We start from the raw sequence: 17,619 nt of genomic DNA on the forward strand, positions 1-17,619 counted from the left end.
TAACTGATGGCAGAGGCGGAGATCCACGAGATGAAGAAAAAATTGAAGCTAAACAAGAAGCCTGACTTACAACTGAACCCGATGAATGTGAAGCTCAAAATGACGGTTGGCGCCAAACTAATGCTGTCGTTTATCAGCGTTCTCCTGCTGCTCGTTGCTAATGGTGTAATCAGCTCCATGATGATGTCCAAAATGAACGACAATTCGAAGGTCATTGCGGATAGATGGTTGGCCGGCGTAGAAACAATCAATAATATCAACTATATGGCGGATCATGTGTTGTCCACTCAGTATAAGCTTCTCATTGAGCAGAACGGGAACTTGAAAAAGCAGTACAAAGCAGAAGCAGATGCGACGATCCAGAAAGTGAATGACAGCTTCGCATCGTATAAGTCGATTATTAACAATACGGATTCCCAGGATCAAGGGTTGCTCACTAACCTTGAGGAAGCTTGGAAGACGTATGAGAATACATATAAGAAGACGGTTGAGCTTTCAAATCAGAACCTTTCGATAGATCAGGTGTCCAATTTCATGAAACAATCGGAGAAGTCATACATGGCTATTCAGGCCAACATCGACTATCTGGTTCGTAATAACCATAGCGGTGCTGAGGATGCGAAGCAGGTCAACCTTGACATCTATGACCAATCGAAGCAGATGGTGTTGATTGCGCTGGCGATTGGCGTACTGCTCGTCGTGCTGCTCACCTGGTATGTAAGATCTGCGATCTCGAAGCCGATCAAGCAAGCGGCTACAGTTGTGAACGATATCGCCGGCGGCAACCTGCTCGTCACGATGCCGAAGATTCGCAACAAGGACGAGATTGGCGCGCTATTCGCTTCGCTAAGCGGCATGATCAGCCAGCTGCAGACGGCGATGCGCGGCGTGCAGGAAGCGTCCGCAGGCATCGCTTCCTCCTCACAGCAGATGCTCGCGATTTCGGAGCAGAATGCAAGCGCGTCCCAGCAAGCGGCGGAATCCGTGTCGCAGATGGCTGCGGGTACGGAAGTGACGCTGCAGCGCTTCGAGGAAGTGAGCAAGACGACGCAAGATCTTGGCGAAGGCATTAACCGTATTGCGGAGTCGACTTCCGTCGTTGCGAGCTTGTCGGCGGATGCGAGCCGTGAAGCTGCTGTCGGTCTCGAAGCCGTGAAGCAGGCGATGGTGAAGATGACCGGTATTAATGAAACGGTGCAGAAGTCGGTTGACCAAGTGAATCAGCTGGAGCTGCATACACGCAATATCGGCATGATCTCGAAGCTGATCGGCGAAGTGTCGAAGCATACGAACTTGCTTGCGCTCAATGCTGCCATTGAAGCAGCGCGCGCAGGCGAGCACGGCCGCGGCTTCGCAGTCGTTGCCGATGAAGTGCGCAAGCTCGCGCAGCAGACTTCCGAAGCGGTTGATGAGATTGAGAACGTCATCCAGCAAGTAACTGACGATACGCTTGTAGCCGTACAGTCGATGAACGCGACTGCGGTTGAAGCTGGAGAAGGTCTGCGCAGCGTACGTGAAGCAGGCGAGTCGTTCGCAGGGATCGCTGCCGCATCGGAGCGGGTATCCGGCCAGGTGCAGGAGGTTGCCGCAGCTTCGGAGCAGATGGCGGCAGGCTCGGAACAGGTGATAAGCAGCATGAAGCGCCTGAAGGAAATCGCTAGAGGTAGCGCAGAGACCGCGATGACAGTAGCGGCGACGACTGAGGAGCAGACAGCTTCTGCAGAGCAGATTGCTATGTCTTCGCGTTCACTCAGCGAAATTGCGCAAGGGATGAACGAAGTCGCTTCGAAGTTTAAGCTGTAAACGAAAGCTATAAGCAGTAATTAAAAACAACCTCCATTCCACCTCGTACGAAGTGGAATTGGAGGTTGTTTTAGTAAGGAGGCTCGCAGGTGTCTTCCGTTATAGCGAGCCCCAAATTTCGTCTGGCGAGACGCCGAGCTGTTCCGCGATGAGATGCGCGGTGAGGCGCTGTGGCTTTTTGATTTTGCCATTGCGGATGTTGGAGATGGTTGTTAATGAAATCTGTGTATGCTCGGCGAGCTTCGTAACTGTCATATTCCGCTTCAGCATAAGCAAGCGAAGCTTGAAGGACGGTTCGTTCATCTCATCCTGGCTGTATTCTTCCATAGCGATCGTCATATTCTTGGTTGGCTTTTCATCAGCCTGATGGAGCGTTTCAACCGATAAAATGCATATTGCGAAACAGCGGAAGGTGCCGTCCGCATAAAAAAAAGGTCTAATTAGTGCATGGGCTAAGTATTGGTCCTCAAATAGCTGTAGCTTAAACATAAGCGGCTCTGCAGTTGCATCGGTTCGGCTTCGAAGCGTGTCTAGAATGGCTCTAACACGTTCTCGGTCGGATTCAGCAACGAATCTCTGGCCGGGCTGCATCGTAATGGTCTGGCGGTCAAACGGAATTGGCTCATGGTAGCTGCGCATCGACGTAATTGAACCGGCGCTCGTCAAAACCAGCGATAGTTCTACACGCTGCTTAACGAGTAAATCGTCGATCCATTTATGCTCGGAACGGTCTCTGAACGTGAGCAGATAATAGCTGTCATTCGCATATCTGATCGGCTTCACATGTAACTCTGCGAAGATATGCATGTTATTTGGCGCAGTTACATCTACTTCCGCATGCGCTTCAGGCAGCTTGTCCGAAATCATGTCGCACATCCGGTCAATTAGCGGCCAGAGCTCGTTCGTAACAGACTCAGGCATGTTCATCAGCTTGTTGCCAATGAGCGCTTCCTGCTTGAATCCTGTTACATGGCAAAACGATTTCGTGCAATCATGAATATATCTTGAGTTCTGCTGCTCGCGTATAATTAATATCGCATTTGCAGTATTCGCGAACATATCAACCATCATTGTGCATCGCACCCCTGCATGTGTTGTATGCGGGTATTATAACATAACTTTATATAAAGTGAGTGAAGTTGAGATAGGTGGATAAAATATCGCACATGGAGGAACGCTAGCTTAGAATGGATAATTTTAGCTAAAAAGAGGATGTGCACGATATGCAGGATACAGCATTAATGTTTCAATTCGGGGATTCAGGTTCAGCGCTGCTCGCAAGCTCGACCTTGCAAGAGCTCGGCTATGATCCCGTCATTCAGCAAGGATCTAGTGTACATATTCATATTCGGAGCAGCGATCTGACTTCAGCACTGGAGATCGCGCAGTCACACGGCGGACAATTGGCCGTGCAGTCCTCGATCCCGGATATTGAGCTGACGAACGATGCTTACAATATGGCGAACATTACGATTCCGGCACATGTAGTGAATGAGGATTTGGTCGCTCAAGAGGAAGCGCAGGGCGGGTTTAAGAACAGGGATCACGATGCACCGGCTGAGGATGAATTCTTCCCGGACGACGGCTCATACGGGTACTTCTCAGGCGATGTACATACTTGATCAAGAAAGAAAGAAAAGAAAGGCTGGCAAGCGATACTCAATCGCCTGTCAGCCTTTCTTATTTCAGCGCGGCATTTGTGCCGGCCGTATAGCCCGTCGTGAACGCAGCCGTAATGTTATAGCCCCCGGTATACCCGTGAATATCGAGCACTTCGCCGCAGAAGTAGAGCCCGTTTTTCAGCTTGGAAGCCATCGTCTTCGGATCAATTTCCTTCAAGTTCACGCCTCCGCCAGTGACAAAAGCATCCTCCAGCTTCAATGTCCCATAGGCGCGGAGCGGGAATGCCTTAATCAGCTTCGCAAGCGCAAGCCAAGCTTGCTTCGGAATATTGTCATAGGTGAGCTGCTCGTCCAGCTCTGCAGCTGCCAGAAGCAGCGGAACCATGCGCTCCGGCAAGTAGCCCTTCAGCACATTCTTGATGGCCTTCTTCGATTCGAGTTTGAGCACCTGCAGCGATTCAGCGTACACCTCGTCAGTGCTTTTGCCTGGGAAGAGGTCGATTGTCAACAAAACGTTGCCACCGCCAGCCTGCTTCAGCTGCTTCACGACAAACTGACTGCAGCGCAGCGCAATCGGACCGGATACGCCGAAATGGGTGAAGATCATATCGCCCTCATGCGAGATCAGCTTCTTGCCTTTCGCATTCCAGACGGAGAGGCTCACATCGCGCAGCGACAACCCTTGCATCTCCTTACTCGCAATGAACGGCTCGTTCACCGTAATCGGCACCTCGGTCGGGAACAGCTCCGTAATAGTATGCCCCGCCGATTCCGCCCACGGATAGCCGTCGCCGGTCGAGCCGGTATGGGGTACAGATTTGCCGCCAACTGCTATGATGACGCTTCTGCTGGAGATCATTTCGCCGGATGCGGTCGTTACGCCTAGCACGCTTTGCTCGTTGAAATTCACTCGTTTCACCGGCGTATTCACACGAATATCAACGCCTTGCTTGCGCACTTGATTGATAAGGGCGTCAACGACGGTTTTGGCTTTGTCCGAAACGGGAAACATCCGACCGTTATCTTCTTCTTTCAGCCGAATGCCGAGCTGCTCGAAGAACGCGATGATATCCTTGTTGCCGAAATTCGCGAGCGAGCTGTGCAAGAATCTCCCGTTGCCCGGTATGTGCTTGATGAGCTCGTCGATGTCCTTGTTATTGGTAACGTTGCAGCGGCCTCCTCCGGAGATGCCAAGCTTACGGCCGAGCTTGTCTCCCTTGTCCAGCAGCAGAACTTTCGCGCCGTTCTTGCTGGCCGCGATGCCCGCCATTAAGCCTGCTGAGCCGCCGCCGATAATAATTACGTCATATGTCATTAGGTAATACCCCTTATTGTTGCTTTTTGTAGAAAGAGCTTCTATGTCGTTACCTATCATACTATCCAGCAATTTGCCCGTCTACACGGCAGCAGGCATGAAATCTACTAATTCGCAACATTGTCAAATAGCGTCACCTGTGCTTTAATCGGGATAACAGTAAAATTTTGCCCTATTAACAGGGGATTTGGAAGGGTGGGATTCTACTTTGTGTGGAAGCTAATGCTCCTGCAATTTCTTGTCGCATTATTGCCAGTCTTCGTCTTCCAAGTCTGGTTTGACTACTCAAAGCCACGCAAAAATATCCTGATTCTCATCACTTCTGTATGTGCATCAAGCATGATTATGGCGCTGTGCATCTGCTCGGAGGTTCAAGGCTTCGATCTGGACTACCGCTATGTGCCGATGATTGTTGGTTCCTTATATGGCGGCAGCGGCATTATGTTCATACTAGCCGCAATATTCGCCGCATCGGAATGGACAGTGATGCATGGCAACTGGGGCTGGATAGAAATCGGCGGCGCATTGCTCTTGCTGCCTCTAATCTATAAGTTTCAGAAAGGCTTTCTGGATTTATCAAAGCGTCGCAAACATACGATTGTTCTAAGCATGACGGCTGTTATTCTTATCATCCGGGCTTCCTCCTTCATGTACTACTACCATGTGAAGCACCCTCAGCTTACCTCTTCCGAAATGACTCACCTCATTCTTCATGAGCTTGCTTACTTCTTAGTTATGTGGCTGTTTGTTGTTTTCTCGGAAAGTCTGCTGCAAAGAGAGAGAATCGCTCACCAGCTCAAAGGCGTCACGAATAATTACCGCATTGAAGTGCAGAAGCTGCAGCAGTTTATCGACGAGACACCGCTTGGCGTTATTTTCGTCGATTCGTTTGGCGGCATCACCCATATTAATGAGATGGCGATTCATCTGCTGCGGGACAAAGTTGGTGGCAAAATGCGCCATGAGCTGCTCGGTCAGCATTTTACGATTATGTACGATCATATTGAGAAGGATGTGCTCGGGCGGCTTCTGCATCAAGCTCTGAATGGGCATAAGCTATCGACGGAATATGTGGAGGAGCAGGGTAAAATCTACCTCAACTCCGGCATCTGTGTTCGCGATATTCAAAATAATGAAATTATCGGTGCGGCCCTCATCGCGCATGATATTACCGAGCTGAATCGACTGCGTGCGGAGCTTGGGCGGATGGAACGTCTCAGCCTTGTCGGGCAGATGGCAGCCAGCATTACGCATGAAATTCGGAACCCAATGGCAGTAATTCGCGGCTTTGTTCAGCTGATGAAAGAACGCAGTCCCGGCGATCAGCAGCAATATTACCGGATCGTCATGGATGAGCTCGACCGCGCGAACAGCATCATTAATGACTTTCTGTCGCTTGCTCAGAACCGGATCGTTGAGAAGGAGAACTGCTCGCTCCATGTCATTATTAACGATATTATGCCGCTCTTGATGGCCGATGCGAATATGCGAGGGCAATCTATAGAGCTGCAGCTGGATGATCGAATTCCTTCTCTTATGCTGAATGAGAAAGAGATGAAGCAGCTCATCTTGAATTTGGCGCGAAACGGAATGGAGGCTATGGATCAGCACGGAGTGCTTCGGCTGGAAACGACGGCGTATCCGGATCATGTGGAGCTGCGCGTGATAGACAATGGCAGCGGCATTCCAGCGGAGAAGCTAGAGCGATTGTTTGAACCGTTCTTCACGACCAAGACTCGTGGAACGGGCCTTGGGCTACCGCTGTGCCTAAGCATCGTTGAAAGGCATGGCGGAGAAATCGCTGTCGACTCGAGGGAAGGGACCGGCACGACGTTCAAGGTGAAATTTGATCGGAACCGGAATTACTATGGAGTGTCGACTGCAACTGTTGCTGCTGGTGTGCATCTTGCATAGAAGGAGCGTGTGCTTTTGCCGGAAGTTATTGCTGTAGGACCGCTGCGGCTTGATTCCGTGTTGCTTGCTGCACTTATAGCGGGAGCTGCCGGATTTATAGCGATCAAATTGAAGCTGACAGGAACGGAGCGGTCCGAGCTGTGGGGGCAGTTGTATGTGAATGCTGCGATCATTACGCTGCTTAGTTGGAAGCTGTTATTCTTGCTGCGTGAGCCTTCGATGTTATGGGAGCGGCCAAGCTCTCTAGTGATCGTGCGTGGCAGCGGATTCGATGCGATGAACGGCTTCGCCGCCTCAATCGTCTATATCGCTTATGTTCGATATCGCAGGCGAATACCTAGTTTGGTGATGCTGGATACGTGGCCTTTTGCACTTATTCCCGCTTGCCTGGCATGGACGTTGTTAACGGACCTGCGGTATGGAATTGGGTATGTGGTTCTTTATGCGCTCGTGTATGCTGCGATGCTGAGGGTTGATGCAGAGGCAGGGAGCGGTAGACTCGCTTCCATAGCATTGTTAGGTTCTGGCCTTGGTGGCTTACTTGTGAGTCTGTTTGCCCCGTATGCACCTGGTGTTGTACCGGAATTGACGCTTGGTTTAACCCGTCTACAGTGGCTTTTTGTAGGGTGCGGTCTGGTCGGTGCGCTCTTGCCTTTATCTGAGCCCGCAAGGGATAAAGATGAGCATAAGGAGAAGGAGAGCCGCACATACTAGGCTTGGAAGGGGGTGCCAGCAATGGTAGACAACAATCAAGAGTCGCGGGAGAACGCTTCGGCACAGAATACTGCTGCAAGCAAGAGTCAGCGTAGTAATGGAAAAGCACCGGAATCGGAAGGTTACGATAAGAAGTTAGATGGCCCCAATCGCCCTTCAACCTAAGGAGGATGGATGGGGATGAGCAGCCCAGATAGAAATGGCAGCGCTGGTGGCGACGAAGTCAGTCAGGTTGATGGCTTGCGAGATGACCCTGCGCTCGATCCGTATGAAATCAATTTCTTGCCCGGGTTTCGGCAAGGCCGGGGGCCGAGTGCGCCATTCGTGAATGAATTCGGAGTGACCATTGGCGATCATCAATATGAGTCGCCGGAATCGCCACTTAGCCAGTGGACGGAAGAAACCGATCCCGCCGTCATGGCAGGTGATCAATGGGTGCATCCGTTCAAGGACATCGGCTTTATGACGAGCGAGAACCGGGAGTATTTTGAGCAGGGGATCGCACCTCAGAGTGGCATCTTCATGCATCCCGACAAAAACGTTGCGATGGGCATTGAAGAGGGCGATAGCCAGACTTTAGATGAGCAATCTGGTAATTGAGTGAGCAATCGGGCGATAGCCTGGTTGCTTTTTCTTTGCTTTCATTTTCGGCGAGGCGTATAATAGAAAGAAAATGAACTCATAAGGAGCGATTACACATGTCGATGTCTTTTGAACGATACATGCTTGATATGGTACAGCCGATGCGCGATGATCTCACACGTCTTGGAATTGAGGAGCTCCGCACACCTGAGGATGTTGAAACGAAGCTGCCTGGCGCGAAAGGAACTGCGCTTGTAGTTGTTAACTCCGTTTGCGGCTGTGCTGCTGGCCAGTGCCGTCCGGGCGTAGCGCAAGCGCTGCAGAATGACCTGACACCAGACCACCTGTATACGGTATTCGCAGGTCAAGACAAAGAAGCTACAGCGAAGGCTCGTGAATATTTCGCACCTTACCCGCCATCATCGCCTTCCATCGCACTGATGAAGGATGGAGAGCTGGTACACTTTATCGAGCGTCATCAAATTGAGAACCGTTCAGCTGCTGATATCGCTGCAGATTTGACTTCTGCCTTTGAACGCTTCTGCCGTTAAGAGGTGAATTGCTTACGATGAGTCTACAAGGGGAAATCATCAAGCAATTAGGCGTTAAACCAGAGATTGACCCGGCAGCGGAGGTTCGCCAACGGGTAGATTTCTTGAAAGAGTATGTGCTGAAGTCGGGTACGACTGGACTGCTCATCGCCATTAGCGGCGGTGTGGACAGCGCGGTTGCGACGGGACTATGCAAGAAAGCAACAGATGAGTTGTCCGCTGAGACGGGCAAGGACTATATAACGCTTGGCGTGTTCCAGCCGTATGGCGAACAAGTCGATATTTCAGACAGCTACGCAGTAGCTGATGCACTTGGCCTTACGCACCGCGTCGAGACGAACATTCAAGAAGCGGTCGATGAGATTGCGATTGAGGCTGAGCATAGCCTCAAGGCAATCGGCATCTCGCGGCATCTCAGCCGCGGGGGTAAAGGCAATGTGAAGGCCCGCACGCGGATGGTGACCCAGTACGCGCTCGCGTTTGAGCTGAACCTGCTCGTTGTCGGTACTGACCATGCGTCCGAAGCAATCACCGGCTTCTACACGAAGTGGGGCGACGGCGCGGTCGACATCACGCCGCTCAGCACGCTGAACAAGCGGCAGGTTCGCCAGTTGGCGGCCGAGCTCGGCGTGCCGGAGATGGTCATCACGAAGGCGCCGACCGCGGGCCTATGGGAAGGCCAGACCGACGAGACGGAGCTCGGCATCACGTACGATGAGAACAGCGACTACCTCGAAGGCAAGCAAGTGAGCGACGCCGCTCGCGCGAAGCTCGAGAAGCAGTTCGTGCGCACGGCGCACAAGCGGGATCCGATCCCTGGGATTTAAAGCAGTTGTATGTGTGTGGTTGACCCCCTCCGGCTGGGCTGGAGGGGGTTTTTTGCGTCGAAATCCACCCACCGAACTAGCCAACCTTCTGTAGCTGAGAGAACACATACGTGCTCTCGGCGTCAAAATCGCGCCAAAAGTTAGCTGAGAGATCAAATATGTACTCTCAGCACCGAAGTTAAACAAACAAACTACTGTTCTGTCGCTGAGAGAACACATACGTGCTCTCAGCATCCAAACCACGACGAAAACTAGCTGAGAGAACACATACGTGCTCTCAGCACCGCCGTCTTACAATCAAACCAACAATCTGTGGCTGAGAGAACACATACGTGCTCTCAGCATCCAAACCACGCCGAAAGCTAGCTGAGAGAACACATACGTGCTCTCAGCACCGCCGTCTTACAAACTAACCAACAATCTGTCGCTGAGAGAACACACACGTGCTCTCAGCATCCAAAACACGTCGAAAGCTAGCTGAGAGAACACATACGTGCTCTCAGCACCGCCGTCTTACAAACTAACCAACAATCTGTCGCTGAGAGAACACACACGTGCTCTCAGCATCCAAAACACGTCGAAAGCTAGCTGAGAGAACACATACGTGCTCTCAGCACCGCCGTCTTACAAACTAACCAACAATCTGTCGCTGAGAGAACACACACGTGCTCTCAGCATCCAAAACACGCCGAAAGCTAGCTGCGAGAACACATACGTGCTCTCATCGCCGCCGTCTTACAAACTAACCAACAATCTGTCGCTGAGAGAACACATACGTGCTCTCAGCATCCAAACCACGACGAAAACTAGCTAAGAGAACACATACGTGCTCTCAGCACCGCCGTCTTACAAACTAACCAACAATCTGTCGCTGAGAGAACACATGCGTGCTCTCAGCATCCAAACCACGCCGAAAGCTAGCTGCGAGAACACATACGTGCTCTCATCGCCGCCGGCTTACAAACTAACCAACAATCTGTCGCTGAGAGAACACATACGTGCTCTCAGCATCCAACCACGCCGAAAGCTAGCTGAGAGAATACATACGTGCTCTCATCGCCGCGGCCTAAGTAATTTCGCTCAAACAAGGAGCTGAGAGAACATTATGTTCTCGCTAGGACTGTTAGTTTTGGATCAGTTCACAGTTAACTGTGTAACAGCGGATCTTCTTAGAGCCTTTCCCAGCTGGGAGTAACTTCTTCTTATGAACCATTTGATGCAGTACCTCGTATGCATCTCTTTTTACAAGCTGCAGCAGCTCCATCACATCGCGCGGACGGATAGGTCGGTCGAGGCGCAAGGCGTGGCGGAAGATCTCGGCTTCGACGAGTTCGTCGACACTACTGGTCGAAGAACGGTTGCCGCCGAGCCAGCATCCCATGAATTGCTGCAGTGTCTGTTCGCACATCCGTGGTCGTTCGCTCACATCGTCGTATGAGAAGCGGAGGATCTGCCATCCGTCGATGATGAGATGATTTTGGCGCATAAGTGAGTCGGAGAACTGCCAACGGCTGGCTTTGGCGGCGTGGGGACCGTAGCCATCAATCTCTATCGCAAGTTTGATTGGAGATTGAATGAATGCAAAATCCAAGTAACGCGAGCCGTCCTTGAAGTCCGCCACCTCGTACTCTGTTTGTAGATGGTCAAAGCTTCGGAAAGCAGGATACCACACCTGCTGCAAAAATAACTTTTCCGCATGTCCATGCCCATCCTCGAGCCGATGCCGTCTATCTCCCTGTGCGCTACTGCGCTGCCCCTCGAACCATTGCTGATATGCCATCTGAAAGTTCATATCTAGTACGCTCCTCGCTATCTGAAAATAAAAAACCGCCCAATCCGGAACACGTCGTGTCCAGAAAGAGCGGTGTGTACTTCACAACCGTATGCATTTAGCTCACCTTATCACAGCATTGGGAAATTGAAAAGTAGTTAGTGTATCGGGTTGTCGCGTGTCGCGTGTGATATGATAGACGTAGATTAGCATCTCAGGCATGTGACCCGCATTAAACCTCACTGGAGAGGAAATGAATGACGATGGATGGAGCGGTTTGGAAGCATCGCAATCCTTTGGTTCACACACGCAAGGCGCTCGAGGAAGGACAGTTGACGGTTGGATTTATTGGCGGCTCGATTACGGATGCGAGGCCGAGGCATAATTGGCCGGAGCCGGTCATTGCTTGGATCGTGGAGCAATACCCGCAGGCGCGCATCGTTGTCGAAAATGCCGCGATCGGCGCGACGGGCAGCGAGCTTGCCGTGTTCCGGGCGAAGCGGGATTTGATCGACCGCGGCTGCCAGTTAGTGTTTATCGACTATGCGGTGAACGACTCCGGTGAACCTACGGACAAGCGGCAGCGCACACGCGAAGGGCTAGTCCGCAAGCTACTTGAAGACGGTAGCCGGGACATCGTGTTCACGCACACGTTCATGCAGAGCATGTATGCAGCTATGAGCGAGGATGGCGTGCCGGACACGATTGCAGAGCTGGAAACTCTTGCCGATCACTACGGCATCGGCTCGATCTGGATGGGCCTGCACGCTCTGGAGGAAGTGCGCAAGGGCCGCATGCGCTGGGAGGAATGGCTGCCGGACGGCCTGCATCCGACCCATCGCGGCAGCTTGAGCTATGCGCAGAGCATCGTTGCTTTTCTCGAGAAGGAGCTGTACAATCAGCACAATCAACGACTCCACCCAGAGGTGAAGCCTCCGAACTTTCAGGACTCCCTGCAGCAACAGCAGCTACCCGAGCCGCTGCACCCGCATCACTGGGGCGATGCCGAATTGCTGCCGCTCACCGAGGTGCGAACGGAAGGCCCATGGGTCCTCAGGCGATGGCCATTCTACGAGTGGATCGATCAGGTGCTGGAAACGGCTGCGGTAGGGGCGAAGCTTGCTTTTTCGTTCGAGGGACGGGGACTGTCGCTTGGGTTCGATTTTGGCAAAACATCATCTGAATTCCGGTACCGAATCGACGGCGGCGACTGGGTCGCGACCTCACGCGAGCGTCCGGACTGGTGCGGCGACGACGGCTGGTATCGCGATAACTTCTTAGGCGACGAGCTCCCGGCGGGCAAACATAAGTTTGAACTAGAAGTCATTCACGGAGACCGAGCGGAATGCCGGGGAACGAATTTCCGATTGGCGCATATTGGCGTCATTCGATAGATAAGGCGGTTGAACGCGGAAGTGATTATTGGCATCGGACATGACATCTCGTCGATCGACCGAATGGAGAAGCTCCTCCAAGGCGAGATTGGCAACAAATTCATCAGCCGAATATTGACCGGGAGAGAGCAGGAGCTTGCAGCACAAACGAGCGGGGGAAGACGAGTGGAGTTTGTGTCTGGCCGCTTCGCTGCGAAAGAAGCGGTATCCAAAGCGTTCGGCTGCGGCATCGGCAGCACGCTCGGATTTCAAGACATTGAGATCGACCGGCACAGCAGCGGCCGACCGATCTGCCGCTTAAGCGAGGGCGCTTGGTCACGGCTTGGCCTAAGCGCAGAACAAACACGGATTCACGTCTCCATCTCCCACGACCATTCGCTTGCTTCCGCCTATGTAATCGCAGAGCAAGCGTAAGGCTGCTGCGGAATGAAAACGAATGCATAGCGGCGTCACCTTTTGCCCATAATTGGAATAAACCAATAGCAACTACTATGGGCCTAAAGGGAACGGAGCTGCTGAAGCGAATGAAAAGTGAGAACGCATCCAAGCGGTATTACAAGAGCGGTGAGTTCGTGCCGTTCGATGGCATATACGGAGATGTATGGGGCGGCTGGCTGCCTCTAATTCAAGGAGACCTTTTCCCTGCTCATCCGGAAATGGGCATATCCAAGTGGCTTTACCACGGCTCTCTTGCGACAGGATTGCCTGAACAGCGCAAAGGCAGCCATGCGCGTAGAACAGAATCAATCTAAGAACGAGCATAGATAAGAAGACGCTTACGTGTAGGCAGGCAAGAGCAAGCTGCCCCGCGGATAAGTGTCTTTTTTTATTTCTTCTTGCTAAGCCAGCTGGCGAGATCTTCAATCTCTGCTGCAGAGAGCCTGCCCCCGAATGCGGGCATGCCGCCTCCGCCGTCCTTGATTTGCTTCGTAATCTCGTCTTGGGTCATTCTTTTACCGACTTGGGTCAAATTTGTTGAAGCTCCCATGCGCCCTTGCAGGTCGGTGCCGTGGCACGAAATGCAATTGGATTTAAATACCTTCGGGACATCAGCGGCAGCCGTTTGGACCGAAGAGGATGAGTCGCAGCCGCTCAGAAGCGTTGCTGCAAACAAGGCGGAAAGCACGAAAAAGCCCCATTTTGCTGAAAATATCTTATATGTAGAGTGGTTTGACATGAAAGAGCAGGCCTCCTGTTGCATCGATGTATTCAGTATAGGTCGCTCGGCGAGCAGGATGCAACTGTGCGACACAAGCTTCGTCATGAGGTATAATAGAGCGTATTGCTGTAACATCAAAGGCTAGATAATGGGAGAATGGCATCTGTATGAAGCTCACATTCAAAACGATCATACAAAATTATTTTCACCGGTTCCATGCCGATGTATCCATGGCTGCGCACTCTGTGACGAACAAAGGCTGGCAGTCGGAGCAACCACCGGAATTTTACCGCCTTTGGTTCATCAAGGATGGCGAGGGCGGGCTTCAAATCAAAGACCAGTGCTACGAGCTGAAGCCGGGAAGGCTGTTAATGCTGCCACCTGGAGCGCAGCAATTCTTCGGTCCGAGTGAGGGACAGTTCGTCAGCTTGTACTGGTGCAATTTCCGGGCGACGATTGGCGATATGGATTTATTCGATATTCTGAATTTGAAGGTAAGCATAGCGCTGAACGAGCAGGAGCAGGAGCATATTGTGTCACTGTTCAAGCATCTGATCGCAGCGTATCAATCGGAGACGCTGACACGCGGCTTGCGTGTAAGGGCGGCGTTGTTTGAGATGATGGCTTATTTTCTGGAATATAGCGGCTTTAATGAAAAGAAATTTCTCGAGATTGAGCCGATTGCCAAAATTAATCATGTGCTGGAATATATTGAAGAGCATCTTAGTGAGCAGATTTCGGTGGACGAGCTGGCGAAGCTGGCTTTTTTGCATCCGAATTATTTTATCGGCTACTTCAAGAACATTGTCGGCTACGCGCCAACTCAATTTATCAATATTCGCAAAATGGAGCGTGCCAAGACGCTGCTGGAGGATGTGAACATCCAAATAGCGGAGGTTGCTAGCCAGATTGGACTTCAGAATCATTACTTGTCACGTCTTTTTAAACAATACACGGGGCTGACACCGAAGCGATACCGTCAAATTTATGTCTATAACACCCAGCAAGGCAAAGACAACGAGTAGAATTAACATCAATTAGATCATGCATGATCGTAAGGTTTGAGAGGGGAAGAATGGCAATGACAACGGAAGCAGCCCGTTATTTCAGCAGAGAGCTGCTGAGCTGGTATTTGGCGAATCGAAGGGATCTCCCATGGCGGCAAAATCGCGATCCATACCGGGTATGGGTGTCAGAAATCATGCTGCAGCAGACGCGAGTGGATACGGTGATTCCGTTCTACGAGAGGTTTATGGCGAAGTTCCCGACAGCGGCTGCGCTCGCGGAAGCGCCGGAAGCGGATGTGCTTAAGAGCTGGGAAGGGCTCGGCTATTATTCCCGGGCGCGTAATTTGCAGGCTGGTGCGCGGGAAGTACTGAGCCGCCACGGCGGCATAGTGCCGGATGATAAAGAGGCCGTCGCTGCGCTGAGAGGCATTGGTCCTTATACGACCGGGGCGATTATGAGCATCGCTTTCAATAGGCCCGAGCCAGCGGTGGACGGCAATGTGATGCGCGTACTGTCGCGGTATTTCTGCTTGGAGGAAGACATTGCGAAGCCGGCGACTCGCGTTGGTATTGAGAAGATTGCAGCAGCGCTCATCCCAGAGGGAGCTGCTGGTGATTTCAACCAAGCGCTCATGGAGCTAGGCGCGCTGGTGTGTACGCCGAAATCACCGGGCTGTCTCACTTGCCCGGTGATGCAGCACTGCGAAGGCAGGATGGCAGGCAAGGAGCACATCCTGCCAATCAAGACGAAGGCCAAGCCGCCGCGGCCAGAGACGCGGCTTGCTGCAATCATTACCGGCAGCGGCGAGCACGCTGGCCGAATTCTTGTGCGCCAGCGGCCGGAGAGCGGCCTGCTCGCGCAGATGTGGGAGCTGCCGCATGTGCTGTTCGCCCCGGAGGGCGACAGCTCCGGCAGCACGGCGGCGAAGCGGCGCGGGCGCGGCGCCGCCGCCAAAGCGGCAGCTGCTGCGGCGGCCGAATCGGGCGCAGCTGCTGCGCAGCTCGCGAGCGCGGGCGCGGGCGCGGCGCTGGAGCAGCACGCGCGGCAAGCGGATTTTATAAGCCGCGCGCTATCGGCGGAGGAAGGCTTGCTCGTGCGGCCGACGAGCTGGTGGGGCGAGATGGAGCATGTGTTCAGCCACATCGTGTGGGATGTGCAGGTATTCCGCGCGGAGTTCGGCTTCTGGCTGCAAGCCGCTGAGAAACAGGAGACTGCCGTGTTAGCGGGAGTTGCCGCCGAATCGGCTGTGTTATATGAAGCTAGCAGCGCTGCTGCTGACAGCGGGGCGCTCCCAACCAATTATCGCTGGATCGGACCGGAGCATATGAAAGAGCTGGCGTTCCCGAACGTATTCGTACGGATTTTGCGGGATTACTGGAATGAGCTGGACTAATTTGAATTGCTTTTGTAATCGCGATCGTTCTACAATGGGTTATAGCAAAGTCAGGGTCATCAATCAATCCCAAGTGATAGAAACCAAGGAGGCTGCTTAACTTGAGTCAAATGCTGGAACGATTACAGCAAGAGAAGATTGTTGCGATTTTCCGTTTTATTGAGGATCAATACGCAGATCAAGCTGCACAGGCGCTGCTGGACGGCGGCATTTCGCTAATGGAAATTACGATGAACACCGAGGGTGCAACAACGATGATTAGCCGCTGGCGCGAGAAGTTCGGCGATCAAGCCGGAATCGGCGCGGGCACGGTGCTTGATCTCGACATGGCGAAGGAAGCGGTAGCCGCAGGCTCGCAGTTTCTGATCTCTCCGAATTTGGATGAATCGGTCGTGGATTACGGCTTAAAGACCGGCGTACCGGTATGGCCTGGCGTTATGACACCAACAGAGATTGTTCGAGCGTGGAAGGCTGGCGCTGAACTGGTGAAAGTGTTCCCGATGGCCTCGCTCGGCTTGAAATACCTCACCGAAATTCGCGCGCCACTCGACAAGATTCCAATGCTAGCATCTGGCGGCGTCGATCTCGACAACATCGCAGATTATTTCAAAGCAGGCGCATGCGGCGTTGGCATGGGCAGCAAGCTTGTGAACATGGATTGGGTACGCAGCGGACAGTTCAATTTATTAACGGACCGTGCACGGAAGTTCGTAGAAGCGGCGAGCGCGCTGTAGTGATAGAATGAATAAATGAATGATAGAAACCGCCTTGAAGCAGCTTTGCTTCTGGGCGGTTTTTCTATTGTAATAAACCCTATAAAAACAAAAAGGCCTGCGGCATATCCGCAGGCACAAGAGAGAAAATATATAATAAAGGGGGGTCATGTGTTTATTATAGAATCGTAATATGAAAGGAACATGAAACGAATATTACAATTCCATTACAAAGGAAAAATTTAGAATTCCTTAAGGTAACATACAACAAATGGGTGGTGTCAGAATTTTCGAGAAAATGCGCAAAGTTTGTGATAACAAATATTCACTTATATAGATAATATACATAAAATTGTATATTTATTCATAAAACTGCACGAATAACGGAAAACGCCTAAATCAATAACAAAGACGCTAATTCGCGGGCTGGTTGGCTGCTGCTAAGGATATTCAGGGGATCAAGCTAATGCCGCTACTCCCTGAGGGATCTACGTATACAGGTGTTGACGCTGGATGTAAGTTAATTAATTCTTTGCGAGTTTGAGGAATGGTAAAGCTCTTGTCGTAAGGCTGAACCTTTCCGCGTATTGTAGCGGTGACTGCAAATGCAATTAAAGGCGATCGTGAAAATTGCTTGGCGGCAGGGGTGGACACTTATATTAGTAAGCCTATCAATCGAGAAGTCATTGAGAAGCTTTTGTTTTATCCCAATCGAATTTAATGATAACGAGGCTATTAAATAAAAAAGTGCTCCCTGGGTAAACTGGTCCCCATAGACTGGACACTTTGAAAAAAGGTGTTTAGGCTATGGGGGCTTTTTTGTATACTGGTATTGGCATTTAAGGAGGGCATC

The 17,619-nt window shown here is 51.8% G+C and carries 18 protein-coding genes; 14 read left to right on the forward strand and 4 right to left on the reverse strand.

What is annotated here, in order from left to right; genetic code table 11:
• The first annotated feature begins 30 nt into the window (after positions 1-30).
• On the forward strand, positions 31-1,803 hold the full coding sequence (locus tag BMY11_RS27145) for a methyl-accepting chemotaxis protein (protein ID WP_177182848.1): 1,773 nt from the start codon (positions 31-33) through the stop codon (positions 1,801-1,803).
• A gap of 99 nt (positions 1,804-1,902) precedes the next feature.
• Here the strand turns inward: BMY11_RS27145 and BMY11_RS27150 are convergent, their stop codons facing one another.
• On the reverse strand, positions 1,903-2,874 hold the full coding sequence (locus BMY11_RS27150) for a helix-turn-helix domain-containing protein (RefSeq protein ID WP_090583371.1): 972 nt from the start codon (positions 2,872-2,874) through the stop codon (positions 1,903-1,905).
• Between the two features lie 152 nt (positions 2,875-3,026).
• Here BMY11_RS27150 and BMY11_RS27155 point away from each other — a divergent pair, with 152 nt between their 5' ends.
• Entirely contained in the window at positions 3,027-3,425 is a 399-nt protein-coding gene (locus tag BMY11_RS27155) for a hypothetical protein (protein WP_090583373.1), read from the forward strand.
• Positions 3,426-3,483: 58 nt separating this feature from the next.
• On the opposite strand, the gene BMY11_RS27160 is transcribed toward BMY11_RS27155, so the two are convergent.
• Positions 3,484-4,740 (reverse strand): BaiN/RdsA family NAD(P)/FAD-dependent oxidoreductase, encoded by a 1,257-nt coding sequence (locus BMY11_RS27160; protein WP_090583375.1) that lies wholly within the window; start codon positions 4,738-4,740, stop codon positions 3,484-3,486.
• A gap of 195 nt (positions 4,741-4,935) precedes the next feature.
• Here BMY11_RS27160 and BMY11_RS27165 point away from each other — a divergent pair, with 195 nt between their 5' ends.
• The 6 genes from BMY11_RS27165 to nadE all read left to right on the forward strand — a co-directional run bounded on the left by BMY11_RS27165 (position 4,936) and on the right by nadE (position 9,328).
• On the forward strand, positions 4,936-6,654 hold the full coding sequence (locus tag BMY11_RS27165) for an ATP-binding protein (RefSeq protein ID WP_090583377.1): 1,719 nt from the start codon (positions 4,936-4,938) through the stop codon (positions 6,652-6,654).
• Between the two features lie 15 nt (positions 6,655-6,669).
• Positions 6,670-7,368, forward strand: coding sequence for a hypothetical protein (locus BMY11_RS27170; protein ID WP_090583379.1), 699 nt, complete (start codon positions 6,670-6,672; stop codon positions 7,366-7,368).
• A gap of 21 nt (positions 7,369-7,389) precedes the next feature.
• Complete coding sequence (locus BMY11_RS29045) at positions 7,390-7,533, forward strand: hypothetical protein (protein ID WP_177182849.1); 144 nt, start codon at positions 7,390-7,392, stop codon at positions 7,531-7,533.
• 15 nt (positions 7,534-7,548) lie between these two features.
• Complete coding sequence (locus BMY11_RS27175; protein WP_177182850.1) at positions 7,549-7,968, forward strand: DUF3905 domain-containing protein; 420 nt, start codon at positions 7,549-7,551, stop codon at positions 7,966-7,968.
• Positions 7,969-8,066: 98 nt separating this feature from the next.
• Positions 8,067-8,501, forward strand: a complete 435-nt coding sequence (locus tag BMY11_RS27180) for a BrxA/BrxB family bacilliredoxin (protein WP_090583383.1) — start codon at positions 8,067-8,069, stop codon at positions 8,499-8,501.
• A 17-nt stretch (positions 8,502-8,518) separates the two neighbouring features.
• The gene (gene nadE / locus BMY11_RS27185; RefSeq protein ID WP_090583386.1) at positions 8,519-9,328 is read left to right on the forward strand and encodes an ammonia-dependent NAD(+) synthetase; all 810 of its coding nucleotides are present in this window, start codon (positions 8,519-8,521) and stop codon (positions 9,326-9,328) included.
• Between the two features lie 1,123 nt (positions 9,329-10,451).
• On the opposite strand, the gene BMY11_RS27190 is transcribed toward nadE, so the two are convergent.
• A complete protein-coding gene (locus tag BMY11_RS27190) occupies positions 10,452-11,120 on the reverse strand; it encodes an endonuclease domain-containing protein (RefSeq protein WP_256217801.1) in 669 nt (222 codons plus the stop codon).
• A gap of 236 nt (positions 11,121-11,356) precedes the next feature.
• Between BMY11_RS27190 and BMY11_RS27195 the strand changes: the two genes are divergently transcribed.
• From BMY11_RS27195 to BMY11_RS27205, 3 genes are all read left to right on the forward strand, one after another.
• Positions 11,357-12,493: an SGNH/GDSL hydrolase family protein gene (locus tag BMY11_RS27195; RefSeq protein ID WP_090583389.1), complete on the forward strand. Its 1,137-nt coding sequence runs from the start codon at positions 11,357-11,359 to the stop codon at positions 12,491-12,493.
• Positions 12,494-12,514: 21 nt separating this feature from the next.
• Positions 12,515-12,907, forward strand: a complete 393-nt coding sequence (acpS, locus tag BMY11_RS27200) for a holo-ACP synthase (protein ID WP_090583391.1) — start codon at positions 12,515-12,517, stop codon at positions 12,905-12,907.
• Between the two features lie 110 nt (positions 12,908-13,017).
• Positions 13,018-13,245 carry a hypothetical protein gene (locus tag BMY11_RS27205; protein WP_090583393.1) on the forward strand — a complete coding sequence of 76 codons (228 nt, stop codon included), beginning with the start codon at positions 13,018-13,020 and terminating at the stop codon, positions 13,243-13,245.
• A 74-nt stretch (positions 13,246-13,319) separates the two neighbouring features.
• Here BMY11_RS27205 and BMY11_RS27210 read toward each other — a convergent pair whose 3' ends face one another.
• Entirely contained in the window at positions 13,320-13,670 is a 351-nt protein-coding gene (locus BMY11_RS27210) for a c-type cytochrome (RefSeq protein WP_090583395.1), read from the reverse strand.
• A gap of 149 nt (positions 13,671-13,819) precedes the next feature.
• Here BMY11_RS27210 and BMY11_RS27215 point away from each other — a divergent pair, with 149 nt between their 5' ends.
• From BMY11_RS27215 to BMY11_RS27225, 3 genes are all read left to right on the forward strand, one after another.
• The gene (locus BMY11_RS27215) at positions 13,820-14,677 is read left to right on the forward strand and encodes an AraC family transcriptional regulator (RefSeq protein WP_090583397.1); all 858 of its coding nucleotides are present in this window, start codon (positions 13,820-13,822) and stop codon (positions 14,675-14,677) included.
• A 56-nt stretch (positions 14,678-14,733) separates the two neighbouring features.
• Positions 14,734-16,053, forward strand: a complete 1,320-nt coding sequence (mutY, locus tag BMY11_RS27220; RefSeq protein WP_090583400.1) for an A/G-specific adenine glycosylase — start codon at positions 14,734-14,736, stop codon at positions 16,051-16,053.
• Positions 16,054-16,154: 101 nt separating this feature from the next.
• Entirely contained in the window at positions 16,155-16,787 is a 633-nt protein-coding gene (locus tag BMY11_RS27225) for a bifunctional 4-hydroxy-2-oxoglutarate aldolase/2-dehydro-3-deoxy-phosphogluconate aldolase (protein WP_090583402.1), read from the forward strand.
• Positions 16,788-17,619 lie beyond the last annotated feature (832 nt).

It is taken from the genome of Paenibacillus sp. OV219, from assembly GCF_900110075.1.
Lineage (GTDB): Bacteria > Bacillota > Bacilli > Paenibacillales > Paenibacillaceae > Paenibacillus_Z.

Excerpts from the sequence above, each read along its gene's own strand:
- BMY11_RS27150 (WP_090583371.1), bottom strand. The coding sequence starts at position 2,874 with ATGATGGTTGATATGTTCGCGAATACTGCAAATGCGATATTAATTATA.
- BMY11_RS27195 (WP_090583389.1), top strand. The coding sequence starts at position 11,357 with ATGACGATGGATGGAGCGGTTTGGAAGCATCGCAATCCTTTGGTTCAC.
- BMY11_RS27175 (WP_177182850.1), top strand. The coding sequence starts at position 7,549 with ATGAGCAGCCCAGATAGAAATGGCAGCGCTGGTGGCGACGAAGTCAGT.
- BMY11_RS27145 (WP_177182848.1), top strand. The coding sequence starts at position 31 with ATGAAGAAAAAATTGAAGCTAAACAAGAAGCCTGACTTACAACTGAAC.
- mutY (WP_090583400.1), top strand. The coding sequence starts at position 14,734 with ATGACAACGGAAGCAGCCCGTTATTTCAGCAGAGAGCTGCTGAGCTGG.
- BMY11_RS27155 (WP_090583373.1), top strand. The coding sequence starts at position 3,027 with ATGCAGGATACAGCATTAATGTTTCAATTCGGGGATTCAGGTTCAGCG.
- BMY11_RS27160 (WP_090583375.1), bottom strand. The coding sequence starts at position 4,740 with ATGACATATGACGTAATTATTATCGGCGGCGGCTCAGCAGGCTTAATG.
- BMY11_RS29045 (WP_177182849.1), top strand. The coding sequence starts at position 7,390 with ATGGTAGACAACAATCAAGAGTCGCGGGAGAACGCTTCGGCACAGAAT.
- nadE (WP_090583386.1), top strand. The coding sequence starts at position 8,519 with ATGAGTCTACAAGGGGAAATCATCAAGCAATTAGGCGTTAAACCAGAG.
- BMY11_RS27180 (WP_090583383.1), top strand. The coding sequence starts at position 8,067 with ATGTCGATGTCTTTTGAACGATACATGCTTGATATGGTACAGCCGATG.
- BMY11_RS27205 (WP_090583393.1), top strand. The coding sequence starts at position 13,018 with ATGAAAAGTGAGAACGCATCCAAGCGGTATTACAAGAGCGGTGAGTTC.
- BMY11_RS27210 (WP_090583395.1), bottom strand. The coding sequence starts at position 13,670 with ATGTCAAACCACTCTACATATAAGATATTTTCAGCAAAATGGGGCTTT.
- BMY11_RS27190 (WP_256217801.1), bottom strand. The coding sequence starts at position 11,120 with ATGAACTTTCAGATGGCATATCAGCAATGGTTCGAGGGGCAGCGCAGT.
- BMY11_RS27215 (WP_090583397.1), top strand. The coding sequence starts at position 13,820 with ATGAAGCTCACATTCAAAACGATCATACAAAATTATTTTCACCGGTTC.